The 25,466-nt window shown below is 71.8% G+C and carries 21 protein-coding genes; 9 read left to right on the forward strand and 12 right to left on the reverse strand.

The annotated features are described in order from the left end of the window. The first annotated feature begins 18 nt into the window (after positions 1–18). From paaZ to AB0K34_RS00345, 7 genes are read left to right on the forward strand one after another with little or no spacing between them, the layout of a single operon-like run. Positions 19–2,064 carry a phenylacetic acid degradation bifunctional protein PaaZ gene (paaZ, locus tag AB0K34_RS00315; protein WP_364544190.1) on the forward strand — a complete coding sequence of 682 codons (2,046 nt, stop codon included), beginning with the start codon at positions 19–21 and terminating at the stop codon, positions 2,062–2,064. Beyond that, on the forward strand, positions 2,061–2,999 hold the full coding sequence (gene paaA / locus AB0K34_RS00320; RefSeq protein ID WP_364544193.1) for a 1,2-phenylacetyl-CoA epoxidase subunit PaaA: 939 nt from the start codon (positions 2,061–2,063) through the stop codon (positions 2,997–2,999). The genes paaZ and paaA overlap by 4 nt, the downstream gene beginning before the upstream one ends. Continuing rightward, complete coding sequence (paaB, locus tag AB0K34_RS00325; protein WP_138636472.1) at positions 2,999–3,283, forward strand: 1,2-phenylacetyl-CoA epoxidase subunit PaaB; 285 nt, start codon at positions 2,999–3,001, stop codon at positions 3,281–3,283. Before paaA ends, paaB begins: the two co-directional genes overlap by 1 nt. An 8-nt stretch (positions 3,284–3,291) precedes the next feature. Further along, entirely contained in the window at positions 3,292–4,164 is an 873-nt protein-coding gene (gene paaC, locus AB0K34_RS00330; protein ID WP_364544196.1) for a 1,2-phenylacetyl-CoA epoxidase subunit PaaC, read from the forward strand. Further along, complete coding sequence (gene paaD / locus AB0K34_RS00335; protein ID WP_301174224.1) at positions 4,158–4,646, forward strand: 1,2-phenylacetyl-CoA epoxidase subunit PaaD; 489 nt, start codon at positions 4,158–4,160, stop codon at positions 4,644–4,646. Before paaC ends, paaD begins: the two co-directional genes overlap by 7 nt. Then, a complete protein-coding gene (paaE, locus tag AB0K34_RS00340; RefSeq protein ID WP_301174223.1) occupies positions 4,647–5,723 on the forward strand; it encodes a 1,2-phenylacetyl-CoA epoxidase subunit PaaE in 1,077 nt (358 codons plus the stop codon). A gap of 59 nt (positions 5,724–5,782) precedes the next feature. Further along, the gene (locus tag AB0K34_RS00345; protein ID WP_364544200.1) at positions 5,783–6,523 is read left to right on the forward strand and encodes a VWA domain-containing protein; all 741 of its coding nucleotides are present in this window, start codon (positions 5,783–5,785) and stop codon (positions 6,521–6,523) included. A gap of 35 nt (positions 6,524–6,558) precedes the next feature. On the opposite strand, the gene AB0K34_RS00350 is transcribed toward AB0K34_RS00345, so the two are convergent. Together AB0K34_RS00350 and AB0K34_RS00355 are read right to left on the reverse strand one after the other, a co-directional pair. Beyond that, positions 6,559–8,091 (reverse strand): alpha/beta hydrolase, encoded by a 1,533-nt coding sequence (locus tag AB0K34_RS00350; protein ID WP_301174221.1) that lies wholly within the window; start codon positions 8,089–8,091, stop codon positions 6,559–6,561. Next, the gene (locus AB0K34_RS00355; RefSeq protein ID WP_364544203.1) at positions 8,088–9,224 is read right to left on the reverse strand and encodes a serine hydrolase domain-containing protein; all 1,137 of its coding nucleotides are present in this window, start codon (positions 9,222–9,224) and stop codon (positions 8,088–8,090) included. The genes AB0K34_RS00350 and AB0K34_RS00355 overlap by 4 nt, the downstream gene beginning before the upstream one ends. Positions 9,225–9,473: 249 nt before the next feature. Between AB0K34_RS00355 and AB0K34_RS00360 the strand changes: the two genes are divergently transcribed. Then, the gene (locus AB0K34_RS00360) at positions 9,474–11,078 is read left to right on the forward strand and encodes a GMC family oxidoreductase N-terminal domain-containing protein (RefSeq protein ID WP_364544206.1); all 1,605 of its coding nucleotides are present in this window, start codon (positions 9,474–9,476) and stop codon (positions 11,076–11,078) included. 7 nt (positions 11,079–11,085) lie between these two features. On the opposite strand, the gene AB0K34_RS00365 is transcribed toward AB0K34_RS00360, so the two are convergent. The 9 genes from AB0K34_RS00365 to AB0K34_RS00405 all read right to left on the reverse strand — a co-directional run bounded on the left by AB0K34_RS00365 (position 11,086) and on the right by AB0K34_RS00405 (position 21,938). Then, positions 11,086–11,529 (reverse strand): protein-tyrosine phosphatase family protein, encoded by a 444-nt coding sequence (locus AB0K34_RS00365; protein ID WP_364544209.1) that lies wholly within the window; start codon positions 11,527–11,529, stop codon positions 11,086–11,088. Continuing rightward, positions 11,526–12,083 carry a CGNR zinc finger domain-containing protein gene (locus AB0K34_RS00370; RefSeq protein WP_364544211.1) on the reverse strand — a complete coding sequence of 186 codons (558 nt, stop codon included), beginning with the start codon at positions 12,081–12,083 and terminating at the stop codon, positions 11,526–11,528. Before AB0K34_RS00370 ends, AB0K34_RS00365 begins: the two co-directional genes overlap by 4 nt. 40 nt (positions 12,084–12,123) lie before the next feature. Then, the gene (locus tag AB0K34_RS00375) at positions 12,124–14,625 is read right to left on the reverse strand and encodes an ATP-dependent Clp protease ATP-binding subunit (protein WP_364544214.1); all 2,502 of its coding nucleotides are present in this window, start codon (positions 14,623–14,625) and stop codon (positions 12,124–12,126) included. A gap of 81 nt (positions 14,626–14,706) precedes the next feature. Then, positions 14,707–15,231: a potassium channel family protein gene (locus AB0K34_RS00380; protein WP_364544216.1), complete on the reverse strand. Its 525-nt coding sequence runs from the start codon at positions 15,229–15,231 to the stop codon at positions 14,707–14,709. A 7-nt stretch (positions 15,232–15,238) separates the two neighbouring features. After that, entirely contained in the window at positions 15,239–16,183 is a 945-nt protein-coding gene (locus tag AB0K34_RS00385; protein WP_364544218.1) for a DUF1731 domain-containing protein, read from the reverse strand. A 695-nt stretch (positions 16,184–16,878) separates the two neighbouring features. Then, positions 16,879–17,394 (reverse strand): hypothetical protein, encoded by a 516-nt coding sequence (locus AB0K34_RS00390; protein ID WP_138642256.1) that lies wholly within the window; start codon positions 17,392–17,394, stop codon positions 16,879–16,881. 453 nt (positions 17,395–17,847) lie between these two features. Then, on the reverse strand, positions 17,848–18,051 hold the full coding sequence (locus AB0K34_RS00395; RefSeq protein ID WP_138642257.1) for a hypothetical protein: 204 nt from the start codon (positions 18,049–18,051) through the stop codon (positions 17,848–17,850). 271 nt (positions 18,052–18,322) lie between these two features. Continuing rightward, the gene (locus AB0K34_RS00400; protein WP_301174213.1) at positions 18,323–19,591 is read right to left on the reverse strand and encodes an HNH endonuclease signature motif containing protein; all 1,269 of its coding nucleotides are present in this window, start codon (positions 19,589–19,591) and stop codon (positions 18,323–18,325) included. Between the two features lie 556 nt (positions 19,592–20,147). Then, positions 20,148–21,938 (reverse strand): CocE/NonD family hydrolase, encoded by a 1,791-nt coding sequence (locus tag AB0K34_RS00405; protein ID WP_138635868.1) that lies wholly within the window; start codon positions 21,936–21,938, stop codon positions 20,148–20,150. A gap of 84 nt (positions 21,939–22,022) precedes the next feature. Between AB0K34_RS00405 and AB0K34_RS00410 the strand changes: the two genes are divergently transcribed. Next, a complete protein-coding gene (locus tag AB0K34_RS00410) occupies positions 22,023–23,186 on the forward strand; it encodes a family 1 glycosylhydrolase (protein WP_364544223.1) in 1,164 nt (387 codons plus the stop codon). On the opposite strand, the gene AB0K34_RS00415 is transcribed toward AB0K34_RS00410, so the two are convergent. Continuing rightward, the gene (locus AB0K34_RS00415) at positions 23,183–25,456 is read right to left on the reverse strand and encodes a glycoside hydrolase family 3 C-terminal domain-containing protein (protein ID WP_138635866.1); all 2,274 of its coding nucleotides are present in this window, start codon (positions 25,454–25,456) and stop codon (positions 23,183–23,185) included. The two genes, AB0K34_RS00410 and AB0K34_RS00415, sit on opposite strands and share 4 nt — an antisense overlap. Positions 25,457–25,466 lie beyond the last annotated feature (10 nt).

Genomic DNA, 25,466 nt, shown 5'->3' on the forward strand with positions numbered 1-25,466 from the left:
GTAATTCGAGGAGGCCCGATGGCTCCGCTGCCCAGTTACGTGTCCGGTGCGTGGCACGTCCCGCCGGACGAGGGCGCGCCGCTCACCGACGCCGTGACCGGGGCGGAGGTCGCCCGGATCTCCTCGGCCGGCATCGACATGGGCGCCGCGCTGGAGCACGGCCGCCGGACGGGCGGCCCGGCCCTGCGGGAGCTGACGTTCCACCAGCGCGCCGCCCTGCTGAAGCGGCTCGGCCTGCACCTGCGCGAGCACCGCGACGAGCTGTACGCGCTGTCGGCCCGCACCGGCGCCACCCTCGCCGACTCGCGCATCGACGTGGACGGCGGCATCGGCGTCCTGCTGGCGTACGCGAGCAAGGGCAAGCGCGAGCTGCCGAACGACACGGTCCTGGTCGACGGGGACGTGGAGCCGCTCAGCAAGGGCGGCACCTTCGCCGGACGGCACGTCTGCACGCCGCTGCAGGGCGTCGCCGTGCAGATCAACGCGTTCAACTTCCCCGTCTGGGGCCCGCTGGAGAAGCTCGCGCCCGCGTTCCTCGCCGGGATGCCGAGCCTGGTGAAGCCCGCGCCGCAGACGGCGTACCTGTCCGCGCGGCTGGTCGAGCTGATCGTCGAGTCGGGCATCCTGCCGGAGGGCACGCTCCAGCTCGTCTGCGGCGACCCCGGCGACCTGCTCGACCACCTGACCGAGCAGGACGTCTTGGCGTTCACCGGGTCCGCCTCCACCGGGCGGCTGCTGCGCGCGCACCCGGTCGTGACCGGGCGGTCGGTCCGGTTCAACGCGGAGGCCGACTCGCTGAACTGCGCGATCCTCGGCCCGGACGCCCGCCCCGGCACGGCCGAGTTCGACCTGTTCGTCAAGCAGCTCGTCACCGAGATGACGGTGAAGGCGGGCCAGAAGTGCACGGCCATCCGGCGGGCGCTCGTGCCGTCCGACCTGATGGACGACGTGGCGCAGGCCGCGAGCGAGCGGCTCGCGCGGGTGAAGATCGGCAACCCGTCCGACCCGGACGTGCGGATGGGCGCGCTCGCCACCCTCGAACAGCGCGAGGAGGTCCGCCGGCAGCTCAAGAAGCTCCTCGACGCGGGCCGGATCGTGTTCGGCGACCCCGAGAACGTCGAGGTCGCCGGCGCCGACGCCGAGCGCGGCGCGTTCATGTCCCCGGTCCTGCTGCGCGTGGACGACACCGCCCGCGCCGAGCCGCACGAGGTCGAGGCGTTCGGCCCGGTCAGCACCCTGCTCCCCTACGACGGCGCCCCCGAGCAGGCCGTCGCGCTCGCCGCGCGCGGCCTCGGCAGCCTGGTCGGCTCGGTCGTCACCGCCGACCCCGTCTTCGCGCGCCGCGTCGTCCTCGGCGCCGCGCCGTGGCACGGGCGGCTGCTCGTCCTGAACGAGGAGGACGCGAAGGAGTCCACCGGCCACGGCTCCCCGATGCCGGGCCTCGTGCACGGCGGCCCTGGGCGCGCGGGCGGCGGCGAGGAGATGGGCGGGATGCGCGGGGTCATGCACCACATGCAGCGCACCGCCGTCCAGGCCGGGCCGTCGATGCTGTCCGCGATCACCGGCCGCTGGACGCCGGGCGCACCCCGCACCGAGACCGGCGAGCACCCCTTCCGCAAGCACCTCGAAGACCTGAAGGTCGGCGACACGGTCGTGGCCGGTCCGCGCACCGTCACCCTCGCCGACATCGAGCACTTCGCCGAGTTCACCGGCGACACCTTCTACGCCCACATGGACGAGGAGGCCGCCAAGGCCAACCCGTTCTTCGGCGGCCGGGTCGCGCACGGCTACCTCGTCGTGTCGTTCGCGGCGGGCCTGTTCGTCTCGCCCGAACCCGGCCCCGTCCTCGCGAACTACGGGCTGGAGAACCTGCGGTTCCTCGCCCCGACGTTCCCCGGCGACGAGCTGACGGTGAAGCTCACCGCCAAGCAGATCACCCCGCGCGAGAACGCCGAGTACGGGGAGGTCCGCTGGGACACCGAGGTCACCCGGCAGGACGGCGCCGTCGTCGCGCAGTACGACGTCCTGACGCTGGTCGCCAAGCGCCCGGAGGAGACGGCATGACGCAGGAGCACTTCGAGCGGACCATCCAGCGCGACCAGCGGATCGAGCCGCGCGACTGGATGCCCGACAAGTACCGGTCGACGATGATCCGGCAGATCGCGCAGCACGCCCACTCGGAGATCATCGGCATGCAGCCGGAGGGCCTCTGGATCACCCGCGCGCCGTCGCTGCGCCGCAAGGCGATCCTGCTGGCCAAGGTGCAGGACGAGGCGGGCCACGGCCTCTACCTGTACTCGGCGGCGGAGACGCTCGGCGCCGACCGGTCCGACCTCACCGCCAAGCTGATCTCCGGGAAGCAGAAGTACTCGTCGATCTTCAACTACCCGACGCTGACGTTCGCGGACGTCGGCGTGATCGGCTGGCTGGTGGACGGCGCCGCGATCTGCAACCAGGTGCCGCTGTGCCGCAGCTCCTACGGCCCGTACGCGCGGGCCATGATCCGGATCTGCAAGGAGGAGTCGTTCCACCAGCGGCAGGGCTACGAGCTGCTGATGACGCTCATGCGCGGCACCGACGCCCAGCGGGAGATGGTGCAGGACGCCGTGAACCGCTGGTGGTGGCCGTCCCTGATGATGTTCGGGCCGCCGGACGCCGACTCCACGCACACCGCGCAGTCCATGGCCTGGAAGATCAAGCGGCACACCAACGACGAGCTGCGGCAGCGGTTCGTCGACATGACCGTCCCGCAGGCCGAGGCGCTCGGCGTCACGCTGCCCGACCCCGACCTGCGCTGGAACGAGGAGCGCGGCCACCACGACTTCGGCGAGATCGACTGGTCGGAGCTGAAGCGCGTGATCAGCGGCGACGGCCCCTGCAACGCCGAGCGGATCGAGCGGCGCCGCAAGGCCCACGAGGACGGCGCCTGGGTGCGCGAGGCCGCCGCCGCGTACGCCGCGAAGCACGCGAACCGGCGTACCGGGAGGGAGGTGGCGTGATGGAGAAGGACTGGCCGCTCTACGAGGTGTTCGTCCGCGGCAAGCGCGGCCTGAACCACGTCCACGTCGGCTCGCTGCGCGCCCCCGACGCCGAGATGGCGCTGCGCAACGCCCGCGACCTGTACACGCGGCGGAACGAGGGCGTCAGCATCTGGGTAGTGAGGTCGGAGGACGTCACCGCGTCCAGCCCCGACGAGAAGGACCCGTTCTTCGCACCCAGCGGCGACAAGGTCTACCGCCACCCGACCTTCTACGACATCCCCGAGAACGTCCCCCATATGTGAGGCTTCTGATGTCGTCCGACAATCCGTTCGAGGCGCTCTCCGAGGAGAGCGACGACAGCCGCTGGGCGTTCGGCACCGGGTTCGACGACCCGCTCGCCGGGATCGACCCGTCCGTGCCGGACGGGGTCGACCGCGACGCGCTGGCCGCGTACTGCCTGATGCTGGGCGACGACGCGCTCGTCATGTCGCACCGCCTCCAGGAGTGGTGCACGCACGCGCCCGAACTGGAGGAGGAGGTCGCGCTCGCCAACATCGCGCTCGACCTGCTCGGCCAGGCCCGGCTGCTGCTGGCCCGCGCCGGCGTCGCCGAGGGCAAGGGCCGCGGCGAGGACGACCTCGCCTACTTCCGGGACGCGTCCGAGTTCCGCAACGTCGGCCTCGCCGAGGCGGAGAACGGCGACTTCGCGTACTCGACCGTCCGGCTGCTGCTGTTCGCGACGTGGCGGCTCGCGCTGCTCGACCGGCTCACCGCGTCCGCGGACCCGGTCCTCGCCGCGATCGCCGCGAAGAGCGTCAAGGAGGTCGCCTACCACCGCGACCACGCCGCGCTGTGGACGGTCAGGCTCGGCGACGGGACCGACCTCTCCCACGAGCGCGCGCAGGCCGCCCTCGACGGCCTGTGGCCGCTGACCGGCGAGCTGTTCGCCACGCACGAGACCGAGCGCCTGCTGTCCGGCGCCGGGGTGGGCGTCGACCCGGCCGACGTCCGCGACGAGTGCGACGCGGTCATCGGGGAGGTGCTGGCCAGGGCGACCCTGCGGCGCCCCGAGCCCGTGCCGCCCCACCTGGCCGGACGGGACGGCGCGCACTCTCCCGCGCTGGCCGCCCTGCTCGTCGAGATGCAGGGCCTCGCCCGCGAGCATCCGGAGGCGGAATGGTGAGCGCCCGCGCGGTCGCCGAGACCGTCACCGACCCCGAGCTGCCGATGCTGACGCTCGCGGAGCTCGGGGTGCTGCGCGACGTCCGGGAGGAGCCCGGCCGCGTCGAGGTGACGATCACCCCGACCTACACCGGCTGCCCGGCCCTGGACGCGATGCGCGCCGACCTGCGGCGCAGGCTCGCCGACGCCGGGTACGCCGACGTGGAGGTCCGGACCGTCCTCGACCCGCCGTGGACGACCGACTGGATCAGCGAGCCCGGCCGCCGCAAGCTCCGCGAGGCCGGGATCGCGCCGCCCGGCGCGGCGCCCCGCCGCGCGCCCGGCCCGATCCCGCTCACGCTCGGCCCGACCCGGGGCGTCCCGTGCCCGCGCTGCGGCTCGTCCGACACCGTCGAGCTGTCCCGGTTCGGCGCGACCGCCTGCAAGTCGCTGCGGCGCTGCGAGTCCTGCCGCGAGCCGTTCGAGCACTTCAAGGAGATCTGAGTGACGCTCACCGAGGTCGCACCCCGCCGCACCGGCTTCCACGCGCTGCGCGTCGCCGGCGTGGAGCGGCTGTGCGACGACGCGGTCGCGGTCACCTTCGAGGTGCCGCCGGACCTGGCGGACGCGTACGCGTTCCGGCCCGGCCAGTTCCTCACCCTGCGCCGCGTGATCGACGGCCGGGAGGAGCGCCGCTCCTACTCGATCTGCGCGCCCGCCGGGGCCGCGCCGCGCATCGGCGTCCGCGAGATTCCGGACGGCCTGTTCTCCGCGTGGCTGGTGCGCGACGTGCGTCCGGGCGACGTCGTCGAGGTGCTGCCGCCGTCCGGCACTTTCACGCTCGGCACGCGGGCCGGGCACCATGTGCTGATCGCCGCCGGGTCCGGGATCACGCCGGTGCTGTCGATCGCGGCGTCCGCGCTCGCGGACCCGGACGGCCGCGTCACCGTCCTGTACGGCAACCGGAGCAGCGGCACCGTCATGTTCGCCGACGAGCTGGCCGACCTGAAGGACGCGCACCCCGACCGCTTCGAGCTGGTGCACGTCCTGTCCCAGGAACCGCGCGAGGCGGAGCTGTTCAGCGGCCGCCTGGACGCCGGCCGGCTGCGCACGCTGCTTCCCCTCCTCGTCCCCGTCTCCGACGTGGACCACTGGTGGCTGTGCGGGCCGCTCGGCATGGTCACCGACGCCCGCGACGTCCTCCAGGGGTTCGGTGTGCCGCGCGAACGCGTCCACCAGGAGCTGTTCTACGTGGACGAGCCGCCGCCCGAGCCGATCCGGAGGCAGAACGCCCCCACGGGCCCGGCCTGCGAGGTCACGGTCGTCCTGGACGGCCGCTCGACGACCCTCACCCAGCCCCAGGACGCGACCGTCCTCGACTCCGCGCAGCGCGTCCGGCCCGACCTGCCGTTCGCGTGCAAGGGCGGCGTGTGCGGGACCTGCCGGGCCAAGGTCGTGGAGGGCGAGGTCGACATGCGCCGCAACTTCGCGCTCGACCCGGCGGAGGTCGAGGCCGGCTACGTCCTGACCTGCCAGTCGGTCCCGGCGACCGCACATCTCACCGTCGATTACGACGCCTGACACGCCGAGACGGCCGGATCCGGCAGAACCCTGCGCTGACCTGGCATAACGGTGCATTCTTGGACGTCCAGATCGACTACCGGGAGCACCGCATGCCCATCAGCCTGGACAAGGTCCAATCGACCGCACCCGGCCTGGTCAGCCTCTACAAGGCCGCCAAGGTCAACCTCGAGAAGCGCGGGCTCGGCGGGGAGCGCGCCGCCGTCTACCTGGTGCTCGACCGGTCCGGGTCGATGCGCCGCTACTACAAGGACGGCGCCGTCCAGCACCTCGCGGAGCAGGCGCTCGCGCTCTCCGCGCACCTGGACGACGACGGCGTGGTCCCCGTCGTGTTCTTCGACAAGGTCGCGCACCCGCCGGTGGATGTGAGCCTCACCCGCTACCAGGGCCGGATCAACGAGGAGCACGAGCGCCTGGGGCACATGGGCACCACGAACTACGCCGCCGCCATGCAGGCCGTCATCGACCACTACCGGGCCAGCGGGGCCAGCGCGCCCGCGTACGTCATCTTCCAGACCGACGGGTCGCCGGACTCCCGGACGGCGGCGGAGAAGACCCTGTGCGCCGCGTCGACGCTCCCGATCTTCTGGCAGTTCGTCGGGTTCGGCGACGACGAGTTCAAGTTCCTGCGCAAACTCGACGACCTGCCCGTCCCGCGCAAGCGCGCGATCGACAACGCCGACTTCTTCCCGGCCGGCCCGGAGCCGAGGAGCATCGCCGACGACGACCTGTACGGGCGCCTGATGAACGAGTTCCCGTCGTGGCTGACGGAGGCCCGCGCCGCCGGCATCCTCCGCTGAGGAGCCGGACGGCGCGGTGCTCCCGCCGCGCCCGGTCACTCGGGGGCGCAGACGAGGTCGCGGGCCGGCAGGCGGCCGGTGGCGAGGTAGTCGTTCGTCCGGTCCCGGACGCACGCGTTCGGGTAGCCGCGCTGGTAGGGGGCGTGGACGTTCGCCCGCAACGTGATCATCCGGCTGCCGGGCAGCATCCGGTGCGCGACCTCGTTGCTGGCGTAGGTGGTACGGGTGTCCCCGGTCGCGGCGACCATCAGCGCGGGCAGAGGCCCGACGCCCCGGACCGGCGGCTCGGCGGGACGCACCGGCCAGAACGCGCACGGGCTGATGCCGTGGCCCACCGGCGCGAACAGGGGGCTGTCACCGCGATGCCGCTGGACGTCCCGCCAGTAGACCTCGGGGTCGCGCGGCGCCGCCACGTCCCCGCAGATGATGGCGCTCTGGCCGCTGCCGTACCGCGACTCCGCCCCGGTCAGCAGGAAGGTGAGTTCCGCGTCGAGGTCGGGGGTGGGCTGCGCGGGACGTCCCGCGGCGGCGTCCGCCAGCACCCGCACCGACGCGGCGAGGCTCGCCCGCGCCGCGTCCTCGTCCGTGCCGAGGTTGTCGAACAGCACCACTGGCAGCATCGTGTCGTCCAGGCGGTGCCGGCCGACGGCGAGCGGCGCGCGGGCGGACGCAGCGTAGATCCGCTCCACGGTCGCCAGGACGTCGCCGCGCGTCTCCCCGAGCCCGTACGTCGCGTGCCGCTGCGCCGCCCACGCCGCCCAGTCGCCGAGAGCCCGGTCGTTCGCCCGTCCCATGGTGGCGATGACGCGCGGCCCCCAGGACAGCGTGTCCTGCGAACTGTCGAGGACGACCCGGTCGAGCCGTCCGGGGAACATCGCCGCGTAGACCTGGCCGAGGTAGGTGCCGTAAGAGGCGCCGTTGTAGGACACCTTCCGCTCACCGAGCACGCCGCGGACGACGTCCATGTCACGGGCGATGTTGCGGGTGCTGATGTACGGGAGCACGTCGCCGTTCGTCCGCGCGCACCGCTGTGCCAGGTCCTTGGCGAACGCGACGGACCGGTCGAACGAGCGGCGCGTCGCGCCCGCGCCCTTGATCCACGTGCCGGCGGGCCAGCCGCAGTCGACCCCGCCGCTCCGGCCGAGGGAGCGCGGATCCATGCCGACGAGGTCGTAGCGCGGGCCCGCCGCGCCCATGACGCCGCGCATGTAGGGCGGCAGGTCGAGCGACGGCCCCGGCCCGCCGCCGTTGAGGATCATCGTCCCGACCCGGCGCCGGGTGTCGGACGCCGCGAGCCGGGAGATCGCGACGGTCATCGTCCGGCCGTCCGGGCGGGCGTAGTCGAGCGGGACGGTCACGTCGGCGCACCGCGCGCCGGCCTTGTCGAGTTCGGCGCCGACCTCGTCGTCCGGGCCGAGCGTGCACGCCTTCCACGTGAGCCGCTGCTGGTAGAAGCGGTCGAGGCCGTCGCCGCGCTGTCCGGCCGGGGCCGCCGAGGCGGCCGGGGCGAGCAGCGCCAGCGCGGCGGCCGTTCCGGTCAGCGCCGCCGCCCATCGGATCGTCCTCATGCCGCCTCCTCGCACAGGGCGGCCTGGACGACGTCCAGTTCGCCGGTGAACGCTTCAAAGGTCGACGGGTTCTCGTTGAAGGCGACCGCGACGCGGCGTCCGGACGGCGCCGTGCCGGAGATCGCGGTGAAGCCGTCGATGTCGCCGGCGTGGCCCCACCAGTCGCCGCCGCAGCGCAGCGGCGTCCCGATCAGGCCGAGGCCGTACCGCGCGCCCTCCCACACGCGGTCGGGGTCGGCGGGGACGGCCCGCTTCATCTCCGCGAGCATCGCCGGGGGCAGCAGCCGCCCGCCCATCAGGGCCCCGAAGAACGCGCTGACGTCGCGGGGGCTGGAGATGAGCGCACCGCCCGCCCCGCCCGCCGACACGTTCATCTCGGTGTAGTCGGTGTAGGAGCCGTCCTCCTCGCGGACGTAGCCGCGCGGGTGCGGGCCCCGGATCCGGGTCTCGTCGCCGGGCCAGTAGGTGTCGTGGAGCCGCAGCGGCTTGATGATCCGGTTCGAGACCTCGTCCTCCACCCCGTGCCCGCTGACCTTCTCCACGATGAGCCCCGCGATCACATAGTTGGTGGTGGAGTAGTGCCACCCGGGGCCGGGAGGCGGCAGCGTGAGCGCCCGCGCGACCAGCTCCTCCGGATCGAAGTGCCGGAAGCGGAAGTCGTCGGTGCTCTCGAAGGTGTCCATGTGGTCGGGCAGCCCGCTGGTGTGCCGCAGCAGGCTCCGCACGGTGATCTTCCGTCCGTCGTAGCCGCCGCGGTCGAGCAGGCCCGGGAGGTAGCGCTCGACGGGCGCGTCCAGCCGGACGCGGCCCTCCGCCGCCAGCGCGAGGACGGTGGCCGCCGTGAACGTCTTGGTGATGCTGCCGATCCGCCCCCGCAGGCCGGCGCTCATCGGGCGGCCCGTCCGCCGGTCGGCGACGCCGCTCGCGTGCGTCCACGTCCCGCAGCGTGGGTCGTCGACCCGCACCGCCGCGCCCGTCAGGCCGTGGACGCCCGTCATGCGCTCCAAGGCGGTCCGCAGGACGTCGTGGTCGCCGCAGCGCGCGCGGGCGGCCCGTGCCGGCGGCGCCGCCGCGGTGGCGGCGATCGCGGCGGCTCCCAGCAGCAACGCGATGATCCGGTGCATTCTGGTCATGTCCTCGAACGCTAAGCGGGCGCGCTCCCCGGCACACTGGTGTGATCTCCCTGACCGGGGGTGGGGCCAGCCCCCCGTCCCGGCGGACGCTGGGGGATTCCGGTCATCGGGACAGGGGTTGGCGGCGCATTCCGGTCCTTCTACGATCGGCGCACCCATTAGTCGCCCTCGCGGCGGCGCCGACCGGGCCAGGCGCGGGCCCTCGACTGGGGTCGTCCGCGCGTGCGCGGACGCCGCTGAGAGGAAGACATGGACCAGACCGCTGACTACGTCGTGGTGGGGGCCGGGAGCGCCGGGTGCGTGCTGGCGCGGCGCCTGGCCGACTCGGGGGCGAGCGTCGTCCTGGTGGAGGCGGGCGGCCCGGACCGGACGCCGCTGGTCCGCAAGCCGGGGCTGATCGCCGTCTTCCACAACGTCCCGCAGCTGAAGAAGAAGCTGGACTGGGGCTTCTACAGCACCCCGCAGGGCAGCGCGCTCGACCGGAAGATCCCGCAGACCCGGGGGAAGGTCCTCGGCGGCTCCGGGTCGATCAACGGGATGCTGTTCGTGCGGGGGCACCGCAAGAACTACGACGACTGGGCGGCGGACGGCTGCCCCGGCTGGGGCTACGAGGACGTCCTCGCCAGCTACAAGCGCATGGAGAACTGGGAGGACGGCGCCAGCGAGCTGCGCGGCGCCGGCGGCCCCATCCAGGTGACCCGGCAGCGCGACCTGACGCCCGCGTCCGAGGCGTTCATCGAGTCGCTGATCGAGACGGCCGGGGTGAAGCGGAACGACGACTACAACGGCGAGGAGCAGGAAGGCGCCGGCATCTTCCAGCAGAGCGTCGACAAGGGCCTGCGCTACAGCTCGTCCGTCGGCTACCTGGACGACCACGGCCTGTCGAACCTGACCGTCCTGACCGGCGCGACCGTCGGCCGCGTGACGATCGACAAGGGCCGCGCGACGGGCGTCGAGGTCGTCACCAAGAAGGGCAGGGGCACGATCCGGGCGTCGAAGGAGGTGATCCTCGCGGCGGGCGCGTTCGGGTCACCGCACCTGCTGATGCTGTCCGGCGTCGGCCCCGCCGCGCACCTGCGGGAGCATGGCATCGAGGTCCACGCGGACCTGCCCGTCGGCGACAACCTGCACGACCACATGTTCGTGCCGATGACGTTCATCATGGACACGGCCCGGCACCGGGGCACCGCGCCCTACTTCGCCAAGGGCGTCGCGAAGGAGTGGACGAAGGGCGGGACGTGGGTGGCCCGCAGCGTGTTCGAGGCGGTCGGGTTCGTCCGCAGCGGGCAGGCCGGGGACGTCCCCGACATCCAGATCCACGCGCTGCCGTGGTCGTACCCGTTCCCGAACCAGGACGCCCCGGTGCGGCACAAGGTCGACAAGCGGCCCGCGCTCACGATCATGCCGACGCTGATCTATCCGAAGAGCCGCGGCACGGTCCGGCTGGCGTCCGCGGACCCGGCCGCCGCGCCGGTGATCGACCCCGGCTACCTGTCCGACCCCGACGACGCCCGGCTGCTGCTGGACGGCATCGAGCTGGTCCGCGAGGTGATGAACAACAAAATCATCGCTGGGGACGTCAAGGCGGAGCTGTCGCCCGGGCCGTCCTACACCGGCCGTGCCGCGCTGGCGAAGGAGCTGCCGAACCGCGCCACGACCGTCTACCACCCGGTCGGCAGCTGCCGGATGGGGTCGGACGAGCGCGCCGTCGTCGACCCGGCGCTGCGGGTCCGCGGCGTCGAGGGGCTCCGGGTCGCGGACGCGTCGATCATGCCGAGCATCATCGGCGGCAACACCAACGCCCCCAGCATGATGATCGGCGAGCACGCCGCGACCCTGATCCTCGGCGCCTAGCCGGTATCTACCGGCCGGCCGGGAAGCGGGCGACCCAGCGCCGCTGCCAGGGCGTCTCCACGGCGCGCGGGTGATGGTGCTCGCGCGCCCAGGCGACCGCCCCGGACGGCTCGACCCCGGCGAGGACGGCCAGGCAGGCGACGACGGTACCGGTGCGCCCGATGCCGCCGCCGCAGGCGACCTCCACCGCCTCGCCGACCCTGGCCCGCTCGTGCAGGGCGCGGATCTGCCGGACGGCCTCGTCGCGGTCCCGCGGGAGCCGGAAGTCGGGCCAGTCGAGCCACGCCGACTCCCAGCGCAGCTCCTGTTCGTGGCGGCTCCGCAGCTTCGCGGTGCCGAGGTAGAGACCGAACGCGGGCTCGGGCCCGCCCGGCGCCGGGTTGCGGAGCCCGCGTCCCCGGATCCAGGCGCCGTCCGGCAGCCGGATCGCGCCGTCGAGCGGGGCGGTCACCGGGTCACCGCCTGGCGGCGGGCGCGGTGGTTGGCGACGTTGAGCCGGTTCCCGCACCGCTCGGGCATGCAGAAGCGGCGGCGCCCGGCACGGCTGGCGTCGGCGAACACGCCCGCGCAGCCGGGGGCCTCGCACGCCCGGAACCGCTCGTGGCCGAGCGCCCGGACGAGGCCGAGCAGCGCGACGCCCGCGACGGCGGCCAGTTCCCCGACGAGCGAGGCGTCCCGGACCGTCGGCACGTACCACTGCCACCGGCCGGACGGGTCGCGGCGCAGGACCGGGGCGAGCCCGGCGTGCCCGGCGAGCAGCGCCGCGCCCTCCACCGCCCGCTCCTCGGTCTCGGCCTCCAGCACGGCGCGCACCTCGCGCCGCAGGAAGCGGACCTTCTCGACGTCTCCGGCGTCGGGCGTCCGGAATCCAATCGACGGTGGAAGGAGCCGGGCCAGCGCGTCGGCGTCCGCGAGCGCCTCGCTCCCCCGCACCTCGGGCGAGGTCGCCACCAAGGCGTTCACGACCTCGACGCCCTTCGCGTAATCAGCGAGAGGGATGAGCATCAGATGTCCTCCTGTAAGGCTTACAAGAGAACAATAACCCTTACTCGGTCGTGACGTCGAACTGGAGACCGCCGTTCACCGCGGACACCTCCACATGCCGCCCGTGCTCCAGATCGCCCGACAGCAGCAGATCGGCGAGCTGGTCGTCCACCTCCCGCTGGATCGTGCGGCGCAGCGGCCGGGCGCCGAACTCGGGCTGGTAGCCGCGCTCGGCGAGCCAGTCCACCGCCTCCTGCGTGAAGTCGACGTCGACGTCCTGCGCGCGGAGGCGGCGGCGCGTCTCGTCCAGCAGCAGGTCGGTGATCTGCCGCAGCTGCCCCGCCTCCAGCCGCCGGAACACGATGATCTCGTCGATCCGGTTGAGGAACTCGGGCCGGAACGACTCGCGCAGCCGCCGCATGATCCGGTCGCTGAGCGCGCTGCCCTCCCCGCCCGGCGTGCCGAACCCGATCTCCGTGGTGCCGGTGATCAGCTCCGAGCCCAGATTGCTCGTCATGATCACCACGGTGTTGCGGAAGTCGACGGTGCGGCCCTGCGCGTCCGTGAGCCGGCCGTCGTCGAGGAGCTGCAGCAGGACGTTGAACACGTCCTGGTGCGCCTTCTCGATCTCGTCCAGCAGGATCACCGAGTAGGGCTGCCGCCGGACGGCGTCCGTCAACTGCCCCGCCTCCTCGTACCCGACGTATCCGGGCGGGGCGCCCATCAGCCGGCTGACCGTGTGCCGCTCCTGGAACTCGCTCATGTCGAACCGGATCATCCGGTCCCGGGTGCCGAACAGCGCCTCCGCCAGCGCCTTCGCCAGCTCCGTCTTGCCGACGCCGGTCGGGCCGAGGAACAGGAACCCGCCGATCGGACGGTCCGGGTCGCCCATCCCCGCGCGCGACCGCCGGACGGCCCGCGCCACCGCCGCCACCGCGTCCTCCTGCCCGACGACGCGCTGGTGCAGATGCTCCTCCAGCCGCGTCAGCCGCTCCCGCTCCGCCTCCGTGAGCTGCGTGACCGGCACCCCGGAGATGCGCGACACGACCTCGGCGATGTCCTCCGTCGTCACCTCGGGGACGGTCACGGGGGCGTCGTCGTCGCGCGCCGACTCCAGGTCCTTCTCCAGCCGGGCGATCTCGTCGCGCAGCTCCGACGCCTTCTCGTAGTCCTCGTCGGAGACGGCCTGGTCCTTCTCCCGGCGCCGCCGGTCGAGCCGCTGCTCCAGCTCCCGCCGGCTGCCGTCCCGCGTCCCCGAGCGCAGCCGCACCCGCGCGCCCGCCTGGTCGATCAGGTCGATCGCCTTGTCCGGCAGGAACCGGTCGGGCAGGTACCGGCTGGACAGGTCCACGGCCGCGACCAGCGCCTCGTCGGTGAACCGCACCGCGTGGTGCGCCTCGTACCGGTCCCGCAGCCCGCGCAGGATCTCGATGCTGTCGTCGACGCTCGGCTCGCTCACCAGGATCGGCTGGAACCGCCGCTCCAGCGCCGCGTCCTTCTCGATGTTGCGGCGGTACTCGTCGATCGTCGTCGCGCCGACCACGTGCAGCTCGCCGCGCGCCAGCGGCGGCTTCAGCATGTTCCCGGCCGACACCGCGCCCTCCGCGCCGCCCACGCCCACGATCGTGTGGATCTCGTCGATGAACACGACCAGCTCGTCGGCGTGCTCGCGGATCTCGTCCACGACCTTCTTCAGCCGCTCCTCGAAGTCGCCCCGGTACCGGGTGCCCGCGACCACGCCGCTCAGGTCCAGCTGGACGATCCGCTTGCCCCGCAGCGTCTCCGGCACATCGTCGTCGACGATCCGCTGCGCGAGCCCCTCGGCGATCGCGGTCTTCCCCACCCCCGGATCACCGATCAGCACCGGGTTGTTCTTGGTGCGCCGCGACAGCACCTCGACGGTCTCCTCGATCTCCTGGTGCCGCCCGATCACCGGGTCGATCCGCCCCTCCCGCGCCAGCGCGGTCAGATCGCGGCCGAACTCGTCCAGCGTCGGCGTCTCGGACGGCTGCCCGCCGCCCCCGCCGGGCGGCTGCCCCGGCCCGCCGCCGGTCGCCGCCTGCTGCAGCGAATCCGGCGTCACATGCTCATGGTCGAGAATGCGCCCGGCGCTGGACCCCCGGTCGAGCGCCAGCGCGAAGAGCACATGCTCAGGCCCGATATAGGACGACCCGAGCGCCCGCGACACCTGGTGCGAATCCAGCAGCGCCCGCTTCGCCGACGGCGTCAGCTCCGGCGGCACGTCCCGCGGCTCCCCCCGCCGCGCGTGCCCCTCGATCTCCTCCTTGATCTTGTCCGGGTCGGCGCCGGCCCGCGCGATCCACTGCCGCGTCCCCTGCTGCCGCGTCGCCGCCCACAGCAGATGGTCGGTGTCCAGATCGACGCTGCCCCACTGCGCCGCCTGCGCCGCCGCGTCCCGCACCAGCTCCCGCGCCGGCTCGCTCATCAGCCGCGCGATGCTGATCCGCTCCTGCGGCCGCCGGTGCGCCCGCGACCCGAAGAAGCGGGCGAGCATCTCCTCGAACGGATCCCTCCCGCTGGGCCCGTACCATCCCGAGGTCATCTCGGAACCCCCCGGTCATCGAATGACACGTCCTGGCAACGGTCAAACACGTGCCCATGGCACGCTCCCGGAAACCCCTCGTCACCGGCCTTCCCGCCGCTCGACGCCCCGGCGCATCGCCTCCAGGAAGACCTTCGCGGTGAGACCGAGGAACACCAGGTCTCCGGCCATCTGCACGGTCGTCAGCACCCGCGCCGCCTGCGACACCGGAACGATGTCGCCGAAGCCGACCGACGAGAAGACGGTCATGGTGAAGTAAAGAGCGTCCACGTGCGAGAGCCGCTCGGAGAACTCGGGCGACGCCCCGTTCCCCATCAGGCAGTAACTCGTGGAGAACGCGACGATGAACAGCGCGGCGGACGTCATGAGCGCCTCAACGGCACGCAACCGCGGCGCCGGATGCCGCACGATCGCCCGCGCCTGCCACCCGACGACCCCGGCGAGGACCGCCAGGACCGCCCCCAGCACCACCCCGCTGAAGGCCGTGAACGTCTTGTCCAGCGGCGCCACGAAGTAGGCCGCCAGCAGGAACGCCGTAGTCAGCCCCGACCGCAGGACCGTCCACAGCCCGAGCCGGCGCCCTTCCCACCACGAAGGGTCGTCCACCCCGTCCTCATTCCCGGGACCGCGCCCTCCGCACAAGATCCCGCGCGGCTTCCGGCCACCGCTCGTGCTCGAACCCGAACCCGGTGTCGAGCAGCCGCCCCGGCACCACCCGCCGGCTCTTGAGCAGCAACTCCGTATCCGACCGGATCACGAGCGCCCCGATCTCCGCCATCCACGCGGTGGCGGGCAACCCGACCGGCATCCCCCAGGCCGACCGCAGCGCCCGCATGAACACCCGCTGCGGCAACGGCCCCGGCGACGCGAGATTCACCGCCCCCGCAATGTCGTCCCGCCCGATCAGGAACTCGACCGCCCGCACGAAGTCCCTGTCATGGATCCAGGACACGAACTGCGCACCCCCGGCAACCGGCCCCCCGAGCCCGAGCCGAGCCATCCACGACAGGACGTCGAACACCCCGCCCCGATCAGGACTCATCACCATGGCCGCCCGCAGAGCGACCTTCCGAGTCTCCGGCGTCTCGGCCAACTCCTGCGCCCGCTCCCAGTTCCGAGCGATCTTGACGCTGTATCCCCAGTACTTCGGCACCCCCGCCTCGCCGCCACCGATCACCCCACCGGCCTCGTCATTGGCCGCATCGAACCGGTGCGCGTAGATCGTGGCCGTGCTCATCTGCAACCACACCTTGGGCGGCCGGACCGCACCCGCGATCGCCTCCCCCACGACCTGAGCGGAGTGGACACGCGAATCCATCATTTCCTGCAGGTTGGCGGGCGTGTAGCGACAACTCACACTCCGCCCGGCCAGGTTGATCACGACATCACTGCCGTCGACCACCTTCGCCCAGGACCCGAGCGTCCGCCCGTCCCACCCGACCTGACGCGCCCCCACAGGCGTCCTGGTCAGCACCACGACCTCATGCCCCGCCGCCGTCAAGGCACGATCCAACACCGCCCCGACCTGCCCGGTCCCCCCGGGAATCACGACCCGCATCCCACTCCCTCCACCGATTACAACGACCCTAACCCCAAAAACTGAACACGTTCAATTACCTCCGGCCGTCAACACAGAGCCGACGAAGACCGTCCCGAAAACTGGCAGACACTCGCCACGCCGGACTGTGAGCCGGTGAGCACCCACCATCAGCCGTTCAGCCAGGTCAGCGCAACGACCACGGCCCCAACCAACAAAGAAGGCAGCGCCGCACCAGCGCCCTCGCATCACCACAGGCCAGGCAGACCTGGCTCGCAGCCGACGCGCGCACTCTTACGCCGCCCAGGCGAAACAGCCGCAGCCATAGCCACGCCACGCGCCGCCGAGCCCCGGCCGCCCTTCTCAACACCGCTGTGCACCAGACCGCCAGCCCACCGTCCGCTAGCTGGATGCGGTCATGATCTCGGTGCAGTCGGACGATGAGCGCTTGCCGCCCAGGACCGGGGTTCGCTGCTGATCCCTGGCGCAGGACTTTGATGGCGGCAGGGTCTGTTGCTCGGTGTGCGATGGGGCGCAGCCTGCGGTGCGGTTGCGGGATAGCGGGCGCACCATGGCAACGTGCGCGCCCCATGACCGAACCACCCGTTCCCTGACATGCCCTGGAACAGGCGGTGGGCAACAGGCAGCAGCCTCCTACGAGCTGCAGAGTCCGGCTATTCGTTGGACGGTCGTCGGGCTTTGGCGCGGCGGGGCCGTCACGCGGCTTGGCTTGTCGGGAGTGGACAGCTGGCCGAGGTGGTGGTCCACGATGGCGGACCTTTGGCCCGACCGGCACCGGGGGGAGGCAGCCGGTAGGTGTAGCGGCCGTCCGGTGGCTTGGTGATGTGGATGCGGTCGGGGTGGGTGTGTTTGTAGCGGTTGTGCCATCCGCAGGTGAGTTCGAGCTCGTCGATGTCGGTGGGGCTTCGGCCGAGCGCCCAGCCGTTGATGTGGTGGCGGCGCAGGATGCGGAAACGGTGGGTGCACCTCTTCGTGAGCGCCGGCGTCCCCCGGCCGAACTCGGTGCGTCGAAGCCAGGCCCGCAACGTCCCGGGGCCCTCGTGGGCGAACTCCTCCAGCACCGGCTGGGGAAGCCGTCCCTTGATCTTGACGCGCGCCGCATCGACGCCACGGTGCGTCCGGACCGTGCCGTCATGGGGGTGATCGACCGGCACGGCCTCCGACGGGGAAGTCCCGTCCTCCGCCAGCCAACGGTCGAGGTCGGCGGCCACCCTGCGCGGATCCTTCGCCCGAAGGCACAACCTCGCTGAGACGTGCAGACATCAGGTGACCTGGGCGATTGATCAGGCCCGGCACGCGGTTCGTGCCGCGTGGCACATCACATGCTCCTCTACCTCGGACGGGGTGCGAGATGGGCTGGTGCGAGGCCACGCCGGTCCGGTGGTCCAGCCGGTCCTGGCGCTGGTCGCGGTACGGGACGTGCCCAACTGCCACAACTTCTGGCAGGCGGTGGGTTCGCGGTTTCACCGCTGGCGAGCGTGCACGGACTGATGCTGCTGGGCTGATCAGCTGGCAGGTTGGTGTGGGCGATCAGGCCCTGGAGCGTTCGCCCTGGCGGGTGGTCGACCAAGCTGCACAGCGCGCGGCCGCTCCGGGCCTGCGAACAAGGTCCAAAGCCGTTGGCCGGGGTCCTGGCCCGTTGCTCAACCGGCCGACCAGGTCGGTTATCGGCTGCGGCCCACTCGAGTACTGCGAGCGTCATGCAGTCGAGCGTGCACATCAGGCCACAGCGCGAACCGGTTGTTCAGCCCGTGCGCGATCTCCGGCACCGACATGATCCGGGCGCGCGCCGTGGCCAGCTCCACCGCGAGCGACAGCCCGTCCAGGTGTCGGCACAGCTCCTCGACCGTGCCGGGCTGCAGTCCCACGCCGGACGCGCGGCCTCCACATCAGCGCCGTCAACGAAGGGCTTTGATGGGGGCAAGGCTCCCCTGCTCGGTGTGCGAGGGGACGCGGCCTGCGGTGCTACTGCGGAGGTCAGCGGGCACATCTTGGCAACGTGCGCGCGCCCCATGACCGAACCGCCCGTTCCCTGAAATGCACTGGGAACAGGCGGTGGGCAACAGGCAGCAGCCTCCAACGAGCTGCCGATTTCGGCTATTCGTTGGACGGTCGTCGGGCTTTGGCGCGGCGGGGCCGTCAGGCGGCTTGGCTTGTCGGGGGTGGACGGCTGGCCGAGGTGGTGATCCACGATGGCGGGCCTATGGCCCGACCGGCACCGGGTGGGTGGAGGCGGTAGGTGTAGCGGCCGTCCGGGTTCTTGGTGATGTGGATGCGGTGTGGGTTGGTGTGTTTGTAGCGGTTGTGCCAGCCGCAGGTGAGGGCGAGTTGGTCGATGTCGGTGGGGCTTCGGCCGAGGGCCCAGCCGTGGACGTGGTCGACCTCGCACAGCGTCCCGGGGACATCGCAGCCCTCGACCGCGCAGGTGGAGTACAGGGTCTCCAGGACCTGGCGCTGTGGGGCGGTGGCGAACCGGACCCGATGGCCCAGGTAGAGCGGGGTGTTGCCGCCGCCGAGCAGGAGGGGTGAGACTCCGGCTGCGAGTGCGATGCGGCGGGCTTGGGCGGCGGGGATGGGGGTTCCGTCGGTGAGGCGGGCGGGGGCTTGGCCGCCGGTGAGGGTGTCCAGGTCGCAGATGACGGTGACCTTGGTGGCCTTGTGCCCGCCCGACAGCACCGTGGTGAGTGCGGCGGCCGTCCGCTCGGAGAGGTCGCGATGGTCGTCGGTTCCGGCGGGCTTGGCCAGCGGCCCGAGGGTGCCGTCCCAGATGGCGGCGTCTTCGGCGTTCAGCCAGCCCTTGATGTAGCGGCCACCGTCCAGTGAGCGGGTCGAGTCGATCCAGGACCGCTCGTAGCCGCGCGCCACGTCTTCGGGGGCCTGTTCGGTGCCGTCGCGTTCGGCGATGACATCGCGGATCCGCTTACCGAAGCTGGCGACTTTCCCGGCGGAGAAGCCCTGGTCGACCATGCCCAGCAGGATGCTCTCGGCCGCGGGGCAGTCATCGTCGTCGAGTCGGGTGATGGCGTCGGCGATGGTGGCGGCATATCCGGCCGACAGGTCACCTGTTGTCCAGCGCTCGGTCATCTCGGGGACGCGGTGGCGCTGGCGGGCCAGGGTGAGGCGTTCCTTGGCGCGGGACTCGCGCATGCCCAGCCGGGACCGCAGCCACGATCGGGTGGAGGGGTATCCCCACCGCTGCACTTCCCGGGTGCCGTCCACCACGCCGATGAACCCGGCGAGGGCGGCTTCCTGCAGGTCGGTGGCGGTGGCGAGGGTTTTGGTGAGTTCCAGGCACGCCGCTGCTGATTCGGGGGCGGGGCGGGAGGCGAGTTCGGCGGCGATCGCCGATGCCGCGTTCACCAATTCCATGGTGGACGCGGCGTCGAGGTCGACCGCGATTGAACTCATACTCTTATGATATCCGGCCGGACGCTACTTCGTCCTTTCGAGTCGAAATTCGACCATGATTCTTTTGGGCTTCCTTGATCGACTCTCGCCTGTTTTCTCGAAAGGCTCATTTCGGGCATTTCGATTTGAAGCTCTGCACTTGCGCGCTTGCTTGCGTGTTGTGTGTTTCTGGTTGGGGTGGGGGCGGCGCGTCGGGCAGAGGGCAGGCGGAGCCTGCCCGACGAAAGCTGCACTCAGGGGCCGCAGAGGCTCCGAAGTCAAGGGTGGGACGGAGTCCCATCGCGAAGCGACGCCGAAGGCGCCCTTGACTTTGGAGGGGCGGCCCCGTACGCAGCGCCGCCCCCACCACAATTCGCGGCATGAGAAGAGACCGACTCGTTCAGACCTTGATCGAACAAGCCAGGACGAGATCACGCATCGGAGCAATCCGAGAAACGATCGCGGAACATGAGAACGATTTCCGGCCGCCCACACGCCTTCACCGTTCACCCCATCCTGCCCGGCGGCGCCATCGGTCCATTCACCAAGCAACGAATCCCCAAGCCATTACCACCGGCTACCCGACAGGAAGCGCGAGAGTCCCTGGAGTCTTCGGATTGGTGCGGACGGTGACCGGGAGAACGGCGCGATTCCCCAAGTAGTTCAGGTCGCTGGACGCGACGACCACGCGCAGCCGGTGACCGGCCCGGAAGCGGTGGACGATGCCAGGCAGCGCGACGGTCACCGGCTTGCGGACGTCGGTTACTCGCACCGGGGAGACGAGCCGGCGCGCCAATGTGGCGGTGCCGTCCGGGGCCACGTCGTAGAGCTTGGCGAAGAGAACCAGTCGACCGTCCACACCCCGCGTCTGCGACCAGGCGGCGGCGGGCGACGTGAGCCGCACCGAGAGAGTGGGCGAGCCGACGACGTCCAGGTTTTGGGTCAGCGGAGTCGAGGTCCAGGCGGCGAAGGTGCCCGGTGCGTCGGCCGGTGGGATGTCGTTCAGCGCGTCCTGGAACAGCGACAGCTCAGAGAACGACGTCGGCCAGGCACCCAGCGGGTTGCTGTAGGACGCCCGGCCGCTCACCACCTTGGACTTGGACGAGACCAGGCGGTCCTTACCGGAGAGGTAGAGCCGCTGCGAACGAACGGGCGTGCTCGCGTAGGCAGGAGTGGCATCCCCGTCATAGGAGACCCAAGGACGGAAGTAAGCGAACGCCGGGCCGGCACCAGTCGAAGAACCCTTGAGGTAGTGCGCGAACCAGGCGAGAGCCCGGCGGCCGACGTAGTTCGCGGTCGGGTTCTCCAAGTCCAGGTCACCGGCGGCGTTGGGCCCGCTGTGGCCGCCGGAGTGCCAGATCATCTTGACCGGCGTGCCCTGCGCCTTGAGGTCCCGGTACGTCTCGGCGGCCTCCTGCAAGTTGAAGAGGGTGTCGGTCTGGCCCTGGACGAGCAGCGTCGGCGCCTTGATCCGCGAGACATAGGACGCGACCGAGGCCGCCCGCAGGTAGGCCAGGCTGTTCGAGCGCGGCGTACCGAAGATGAGGCTTTCCGCGACGGCCTGGCAGAGGGCGGTCGGGAAGTTGGGGCAGCCCATGAGCCGGGACGGATCCGCCTGCGCCTCACTCACACCCCGGTAGGCGCCCAGCGCGAAGAAGCCGAGGCCCCCCAGCAGTTTCGTCGCGCCAGGTCCAGCAGAAGCCAGCCGTCCGGACGATGCCAACTCGTTGTTGGGAGCCAGGGAGTAGCGCAGGTCATGCCAGGTGTCGATGGGGACGAGCGCGTCGATCCGGCCGTCCATGCCGGCGGCGGCGAACTGGGCACCACCGCCGTACGAGCCACCGATCATGCCTACGCGGGGGTCGCCGGGACCGTCCAGCCGGACGGACGTCACGCGCGTCCCGTCCGAGGACGCGACCTTCCCGGCGAGGAAGCTCACCAGGTGGCGGGCGGCGACGCCGTCGTAGTCGGGATGGTCGAGGGTGATGCGGCACGTGCTCCCGCCCGCGCCCAGCCCGGAGTAGGCGAGCACGACGTATCCCTGCCGCACGAACGCCTTCGCCGTCCCGGCCAGGTCGTCCTTGGAGCCGCCGAAGCCGTTCGTGGTCAGCACGGCCGGGGCCCGACCCGTACCGGCAGGCTCGTACAGGTCGGCGACAACCCTGCACGGCTGATCACGGCCAGGTCCGACCTTCACGTCAAGGCTGACGGATCGCATCGAGTACCCGGCCGCCGAAGCGGCGGGGACGGCGACCAAGGTCGTGGCCAGCATCGGAACGGGCAAGGCTGCGGCGAAGCCCAACCGCAGACGCAAAGGCAGACGCGGACGCAGGCGCAAAGACAAAGGCACACGCGGGCGCAGACGCATACGGCAGCTCCAGGGGGGAGAGGAGGAAGCGGCGAAACCTTACCAAGTGGTAAGTTTTGGCGCTAGATCCATAGAGGAGGCAGTGTGCGCACTTTCCCGGACGGATTTCTCTGGGGCGCGGCCACCAGCGCCCACCAGACCGAGGGCAACAACACCGCCAGCGACTTCTGGGCGCTGGAGAACAGGCCCGGCGGGTTCCTCCCCGACCGCAGCGGGGACGCCTGCGACTCCTACCACCGCTGGCCGGAAGACCTCGACATCGTCCAGAGCCTCGGCCTCAACGCCTACCGTTTCAGCATCGAATGGGCGCGCATCGAGCCCGTGGAAGGCCACATCTCACGAGCCGAACTGGCGCACTACCGCCGCATCATCGAGGGCTGTCTGGAGCGGAGCCTCACACCGGTGGTGACACTGCACCACTTCACCACTCCCCTCTGGTTCCAAAAGGCGGGCGGCTGGACGTCCCCAGAGGCGACCGAGAGGTTCCGGCGCTATGTACGGGCCGTCCTGCCGATCCTGGACGGCGTCGAATGGGTCTGCACCATCAACGAGCCGAACATGCTCGCGATGATGGCGAACATGGTGAAGGCGGAGAAGCGCGAGGAGAACGTCGCCGGCGCGATGCCCCCGCCCGACCAGGCCATCGCGGACGCGCTCATCACCGCGCACCGCGCCGCCCGCGAGGAGCTCACCAGCTTCAAGGCGGGCTGGACGGTCGCGAACCAGAATTTCGAGCCGGTCGACGGCGCCGACGCCGAATGCCGGGAATGGGCCTGGTCCCGCGAAGACCAGTTCCTCGACGTCGCGGCGGACGACGACTTCATCGGCGTCCAGGCGTACACACGCGTCCTGATCGGCCGGGACGGCGCGCTGCCCGTCCCGGCCGACGCCCGGCGGACCCTCATCGGCTGGGAGTTCCATCCGGCGGCGCTCGGCAACGCCGTCCGGCACACGGCGGACCGCATCCCCGGCGTGCCGATCCTGATCACCGAGAACGGCATCGCCACCGCCGACGACGCGGAGCGCGCCGAGTACACCGACGCCGCCCTGACCGGCCTGCACGCGGCGATCGAGGACGGCATCGACGTGCGCGGCTACCTGCACTGGTCCCTGCTCGACAACTACGAGTGGGGCACCTACGCGCCGACGTTCGGCCTGGTGGCGGTCGACCGGACGACGTTCACCCGGACGGTCAAGCCCAGCGCCCGCCACCTCGGCGACCTCGCCACCGGCCGCACGGCCCTCTAGGCGACACCGCCGGAGACGGCGGCGACGAGTTCGTCCACGACGTCCGGGGTCAGGCCGATCCCGAAGGTGCTGAACTTGGCCAGCGGGATGCCCCGCACCAGCGTGAACAGCGCCGGCGGCAGATCGGCCGACTCCGACAACCGCGTCCCGATCCGCTCCCTGAGCACCGGCCCCCCGACCGGATGATCGAGCCATTCGCCGAGCGTCGACATCCGGCTGAGCGCGTCCACATGCCCGTCCCCGGCGGCGGTCACCGCGCGCCGCAGCCGGATGTCGCGGGACGAGGCGCCGACCTCCACTGTGAAGGGCCCCACGTCGATCCGCCAGCTGCCGCGCGACACCGACCACCACGCGATGTCGCGTCCGGTCAGCGTGAACGACACCCGCGTCCCGGCGCCGGGCTCCAGCTCGACCTTGGCGAAGCCGCGCAGCTCGTGCCGCGGACGGGTCGGGTGCTCCTCGTCGAAGGCCACGTACAGCTGGACGACCTCGGCGGCGGCCCGCTCACCGACGTTCGTGACGGTGCACTCGACCGCCCACGCGTTCGGACCGGTCTCGGTGACGGCCAGGTCGGTGTACTCGAACCGCGTGTACGTCAGGCCGTGGCCGAAGGGGTAGGCGACGTCCACGTCCAGCGTGTCGTAGTACCGGTAGCCGACGTACCGCCCCTCGCCGTACGCGACGTGGCCGTCTCCGCCCGGGAAGTGCAGGTGGGACGGGACGTCCGCGAGCCGGTGCGGGATCGTCTCGGTCAGCCGCCCGGACGGGCTGCACGCGCCGAGCAGCAGGTCGGCGATCGCCGAGCCGCCCGCCTGGCCGGGCAGCCACGCCTCCAGGATCGCGTCCGCGTCGTCCGCCCAGCCGCTGACCGCCACGACGCCGCCGTTGGCGAGCACGACCACGACCCGCGAGCACGCCCGCGCGACGGCGCGCAGCAGCCCGACCTGCACCTCGGGCAGGTCGATGGACGTCCGGTCGAAGCCCTCCGACTCCGCCTCGCCCGGCAGCCCGAGGAACAGCACGGCGACGTCGGCCTCGGCGGCGAGTTCGACCGCCTCCCGCTTCAGCGGCTCGTCCGGCGCGCCGTCCAGCCGGTACCCGGCGGCGAATCCGAACTCCGGCCCGGCGTCCCGCAGCGCGTCCCAGGCCGAGTCGAGCCGCGTCGGGACGACGTGCGAGCTGCCGTAGCCCTGGTAGCGCGGCGTCCGCGCCAGCTCCCCGATCACCGCGACGCGCGCGGACGGCGTCAGCGGCAGCACGCCGTGCTCGTTCTTCAGCAGGACGGCCGACCCGCGCGCCGCCTCCCGGGCGAGGTCGTGGTGGGCGCCGGCGTCCCAGTCCTCGTACCGCTCGGCGGCCGCGACGCGCCGCGCCAGCGCATGGACCCGCGCGGCCGACCGGGTGACGGCCGCCTCGTCCAGGCGCCCGTCCCGGACGGCGTCCACGATCTGCTGGTCGGTGCGGGTCGGCGGCATCTCCAGGTCGAGCCCGGCGGCGACCGCGGCGGCCCGGTCGTTGACGGCGCCCCAGTCGGACACGACCAGCCCGTCGAAGCCCCACTCGTCCCGCAGGACCTCGGTGAGCAGCCAGTGGTTCTCGCTCGCGTACACCCCGTTGATCTTGTTGTAGGACGACATGACCGTGTAGGGCGCGGCCTCCCGCACGATGTACTCGAACGCGGCGAGGTAGATCTCGCGGAGCGTCCGCTCGTCGACGTCCGCGCTGATCCGCATCCGGTCGGTCTCCTGGTTGTTGACCGCGAAGTGCTTGACGCAGGCGCCGATCCCGCGCGACTGGATCCCGGCGACGAGGGCGGCCCCCATCACGCCCGTGACGTGCGGGTCCTCGGAGAAGTACTCGAAGTTCCGGCCGCACAGCGGGGACCGCTTGATGTTGACCCCGGGCCCGAGCACGACGTCGGCGCCGAGCGCGGACGCCTCCCGCGCCAGCGCCGCGCCCACCCGCCGCGCCAGCGCCGCGTCCCAGGACGAGCCGAGCGCGACCGCCGGCGGGAAGCAGGTGGCGGGGACGCTGTTGGTGAGCCCCAGCGCGTCCCCGGACCCCTTGACCTGCCGGCGGATGCCGTGCGGGCCGTCCGCGAAGGTGACGGCGGGCACCGCGTCGCGGACGGCGGTCGACCGCCAGGTGCTGCTCCCGGACGTGAGCGACGCCTTCTCCTCCAGCGTCAGCTCCGCGACCTCCTCCAGCGTCGGCTCCGCGACGTCGTTCAGCGTCGGCTCCGCGGCGGATGCCGGCTCGGACTGGGTCATGTGACTCCTC

This window comes from Actinomadura sp. NPDC049382, assembly GCF_040677125.1.
GTDB lineage: Bacteria > Actinomycetota > Actinomycetes > Streptosporangiales > Streptosporangiaceae > Spirillospora > Spirillospora geliboluensis.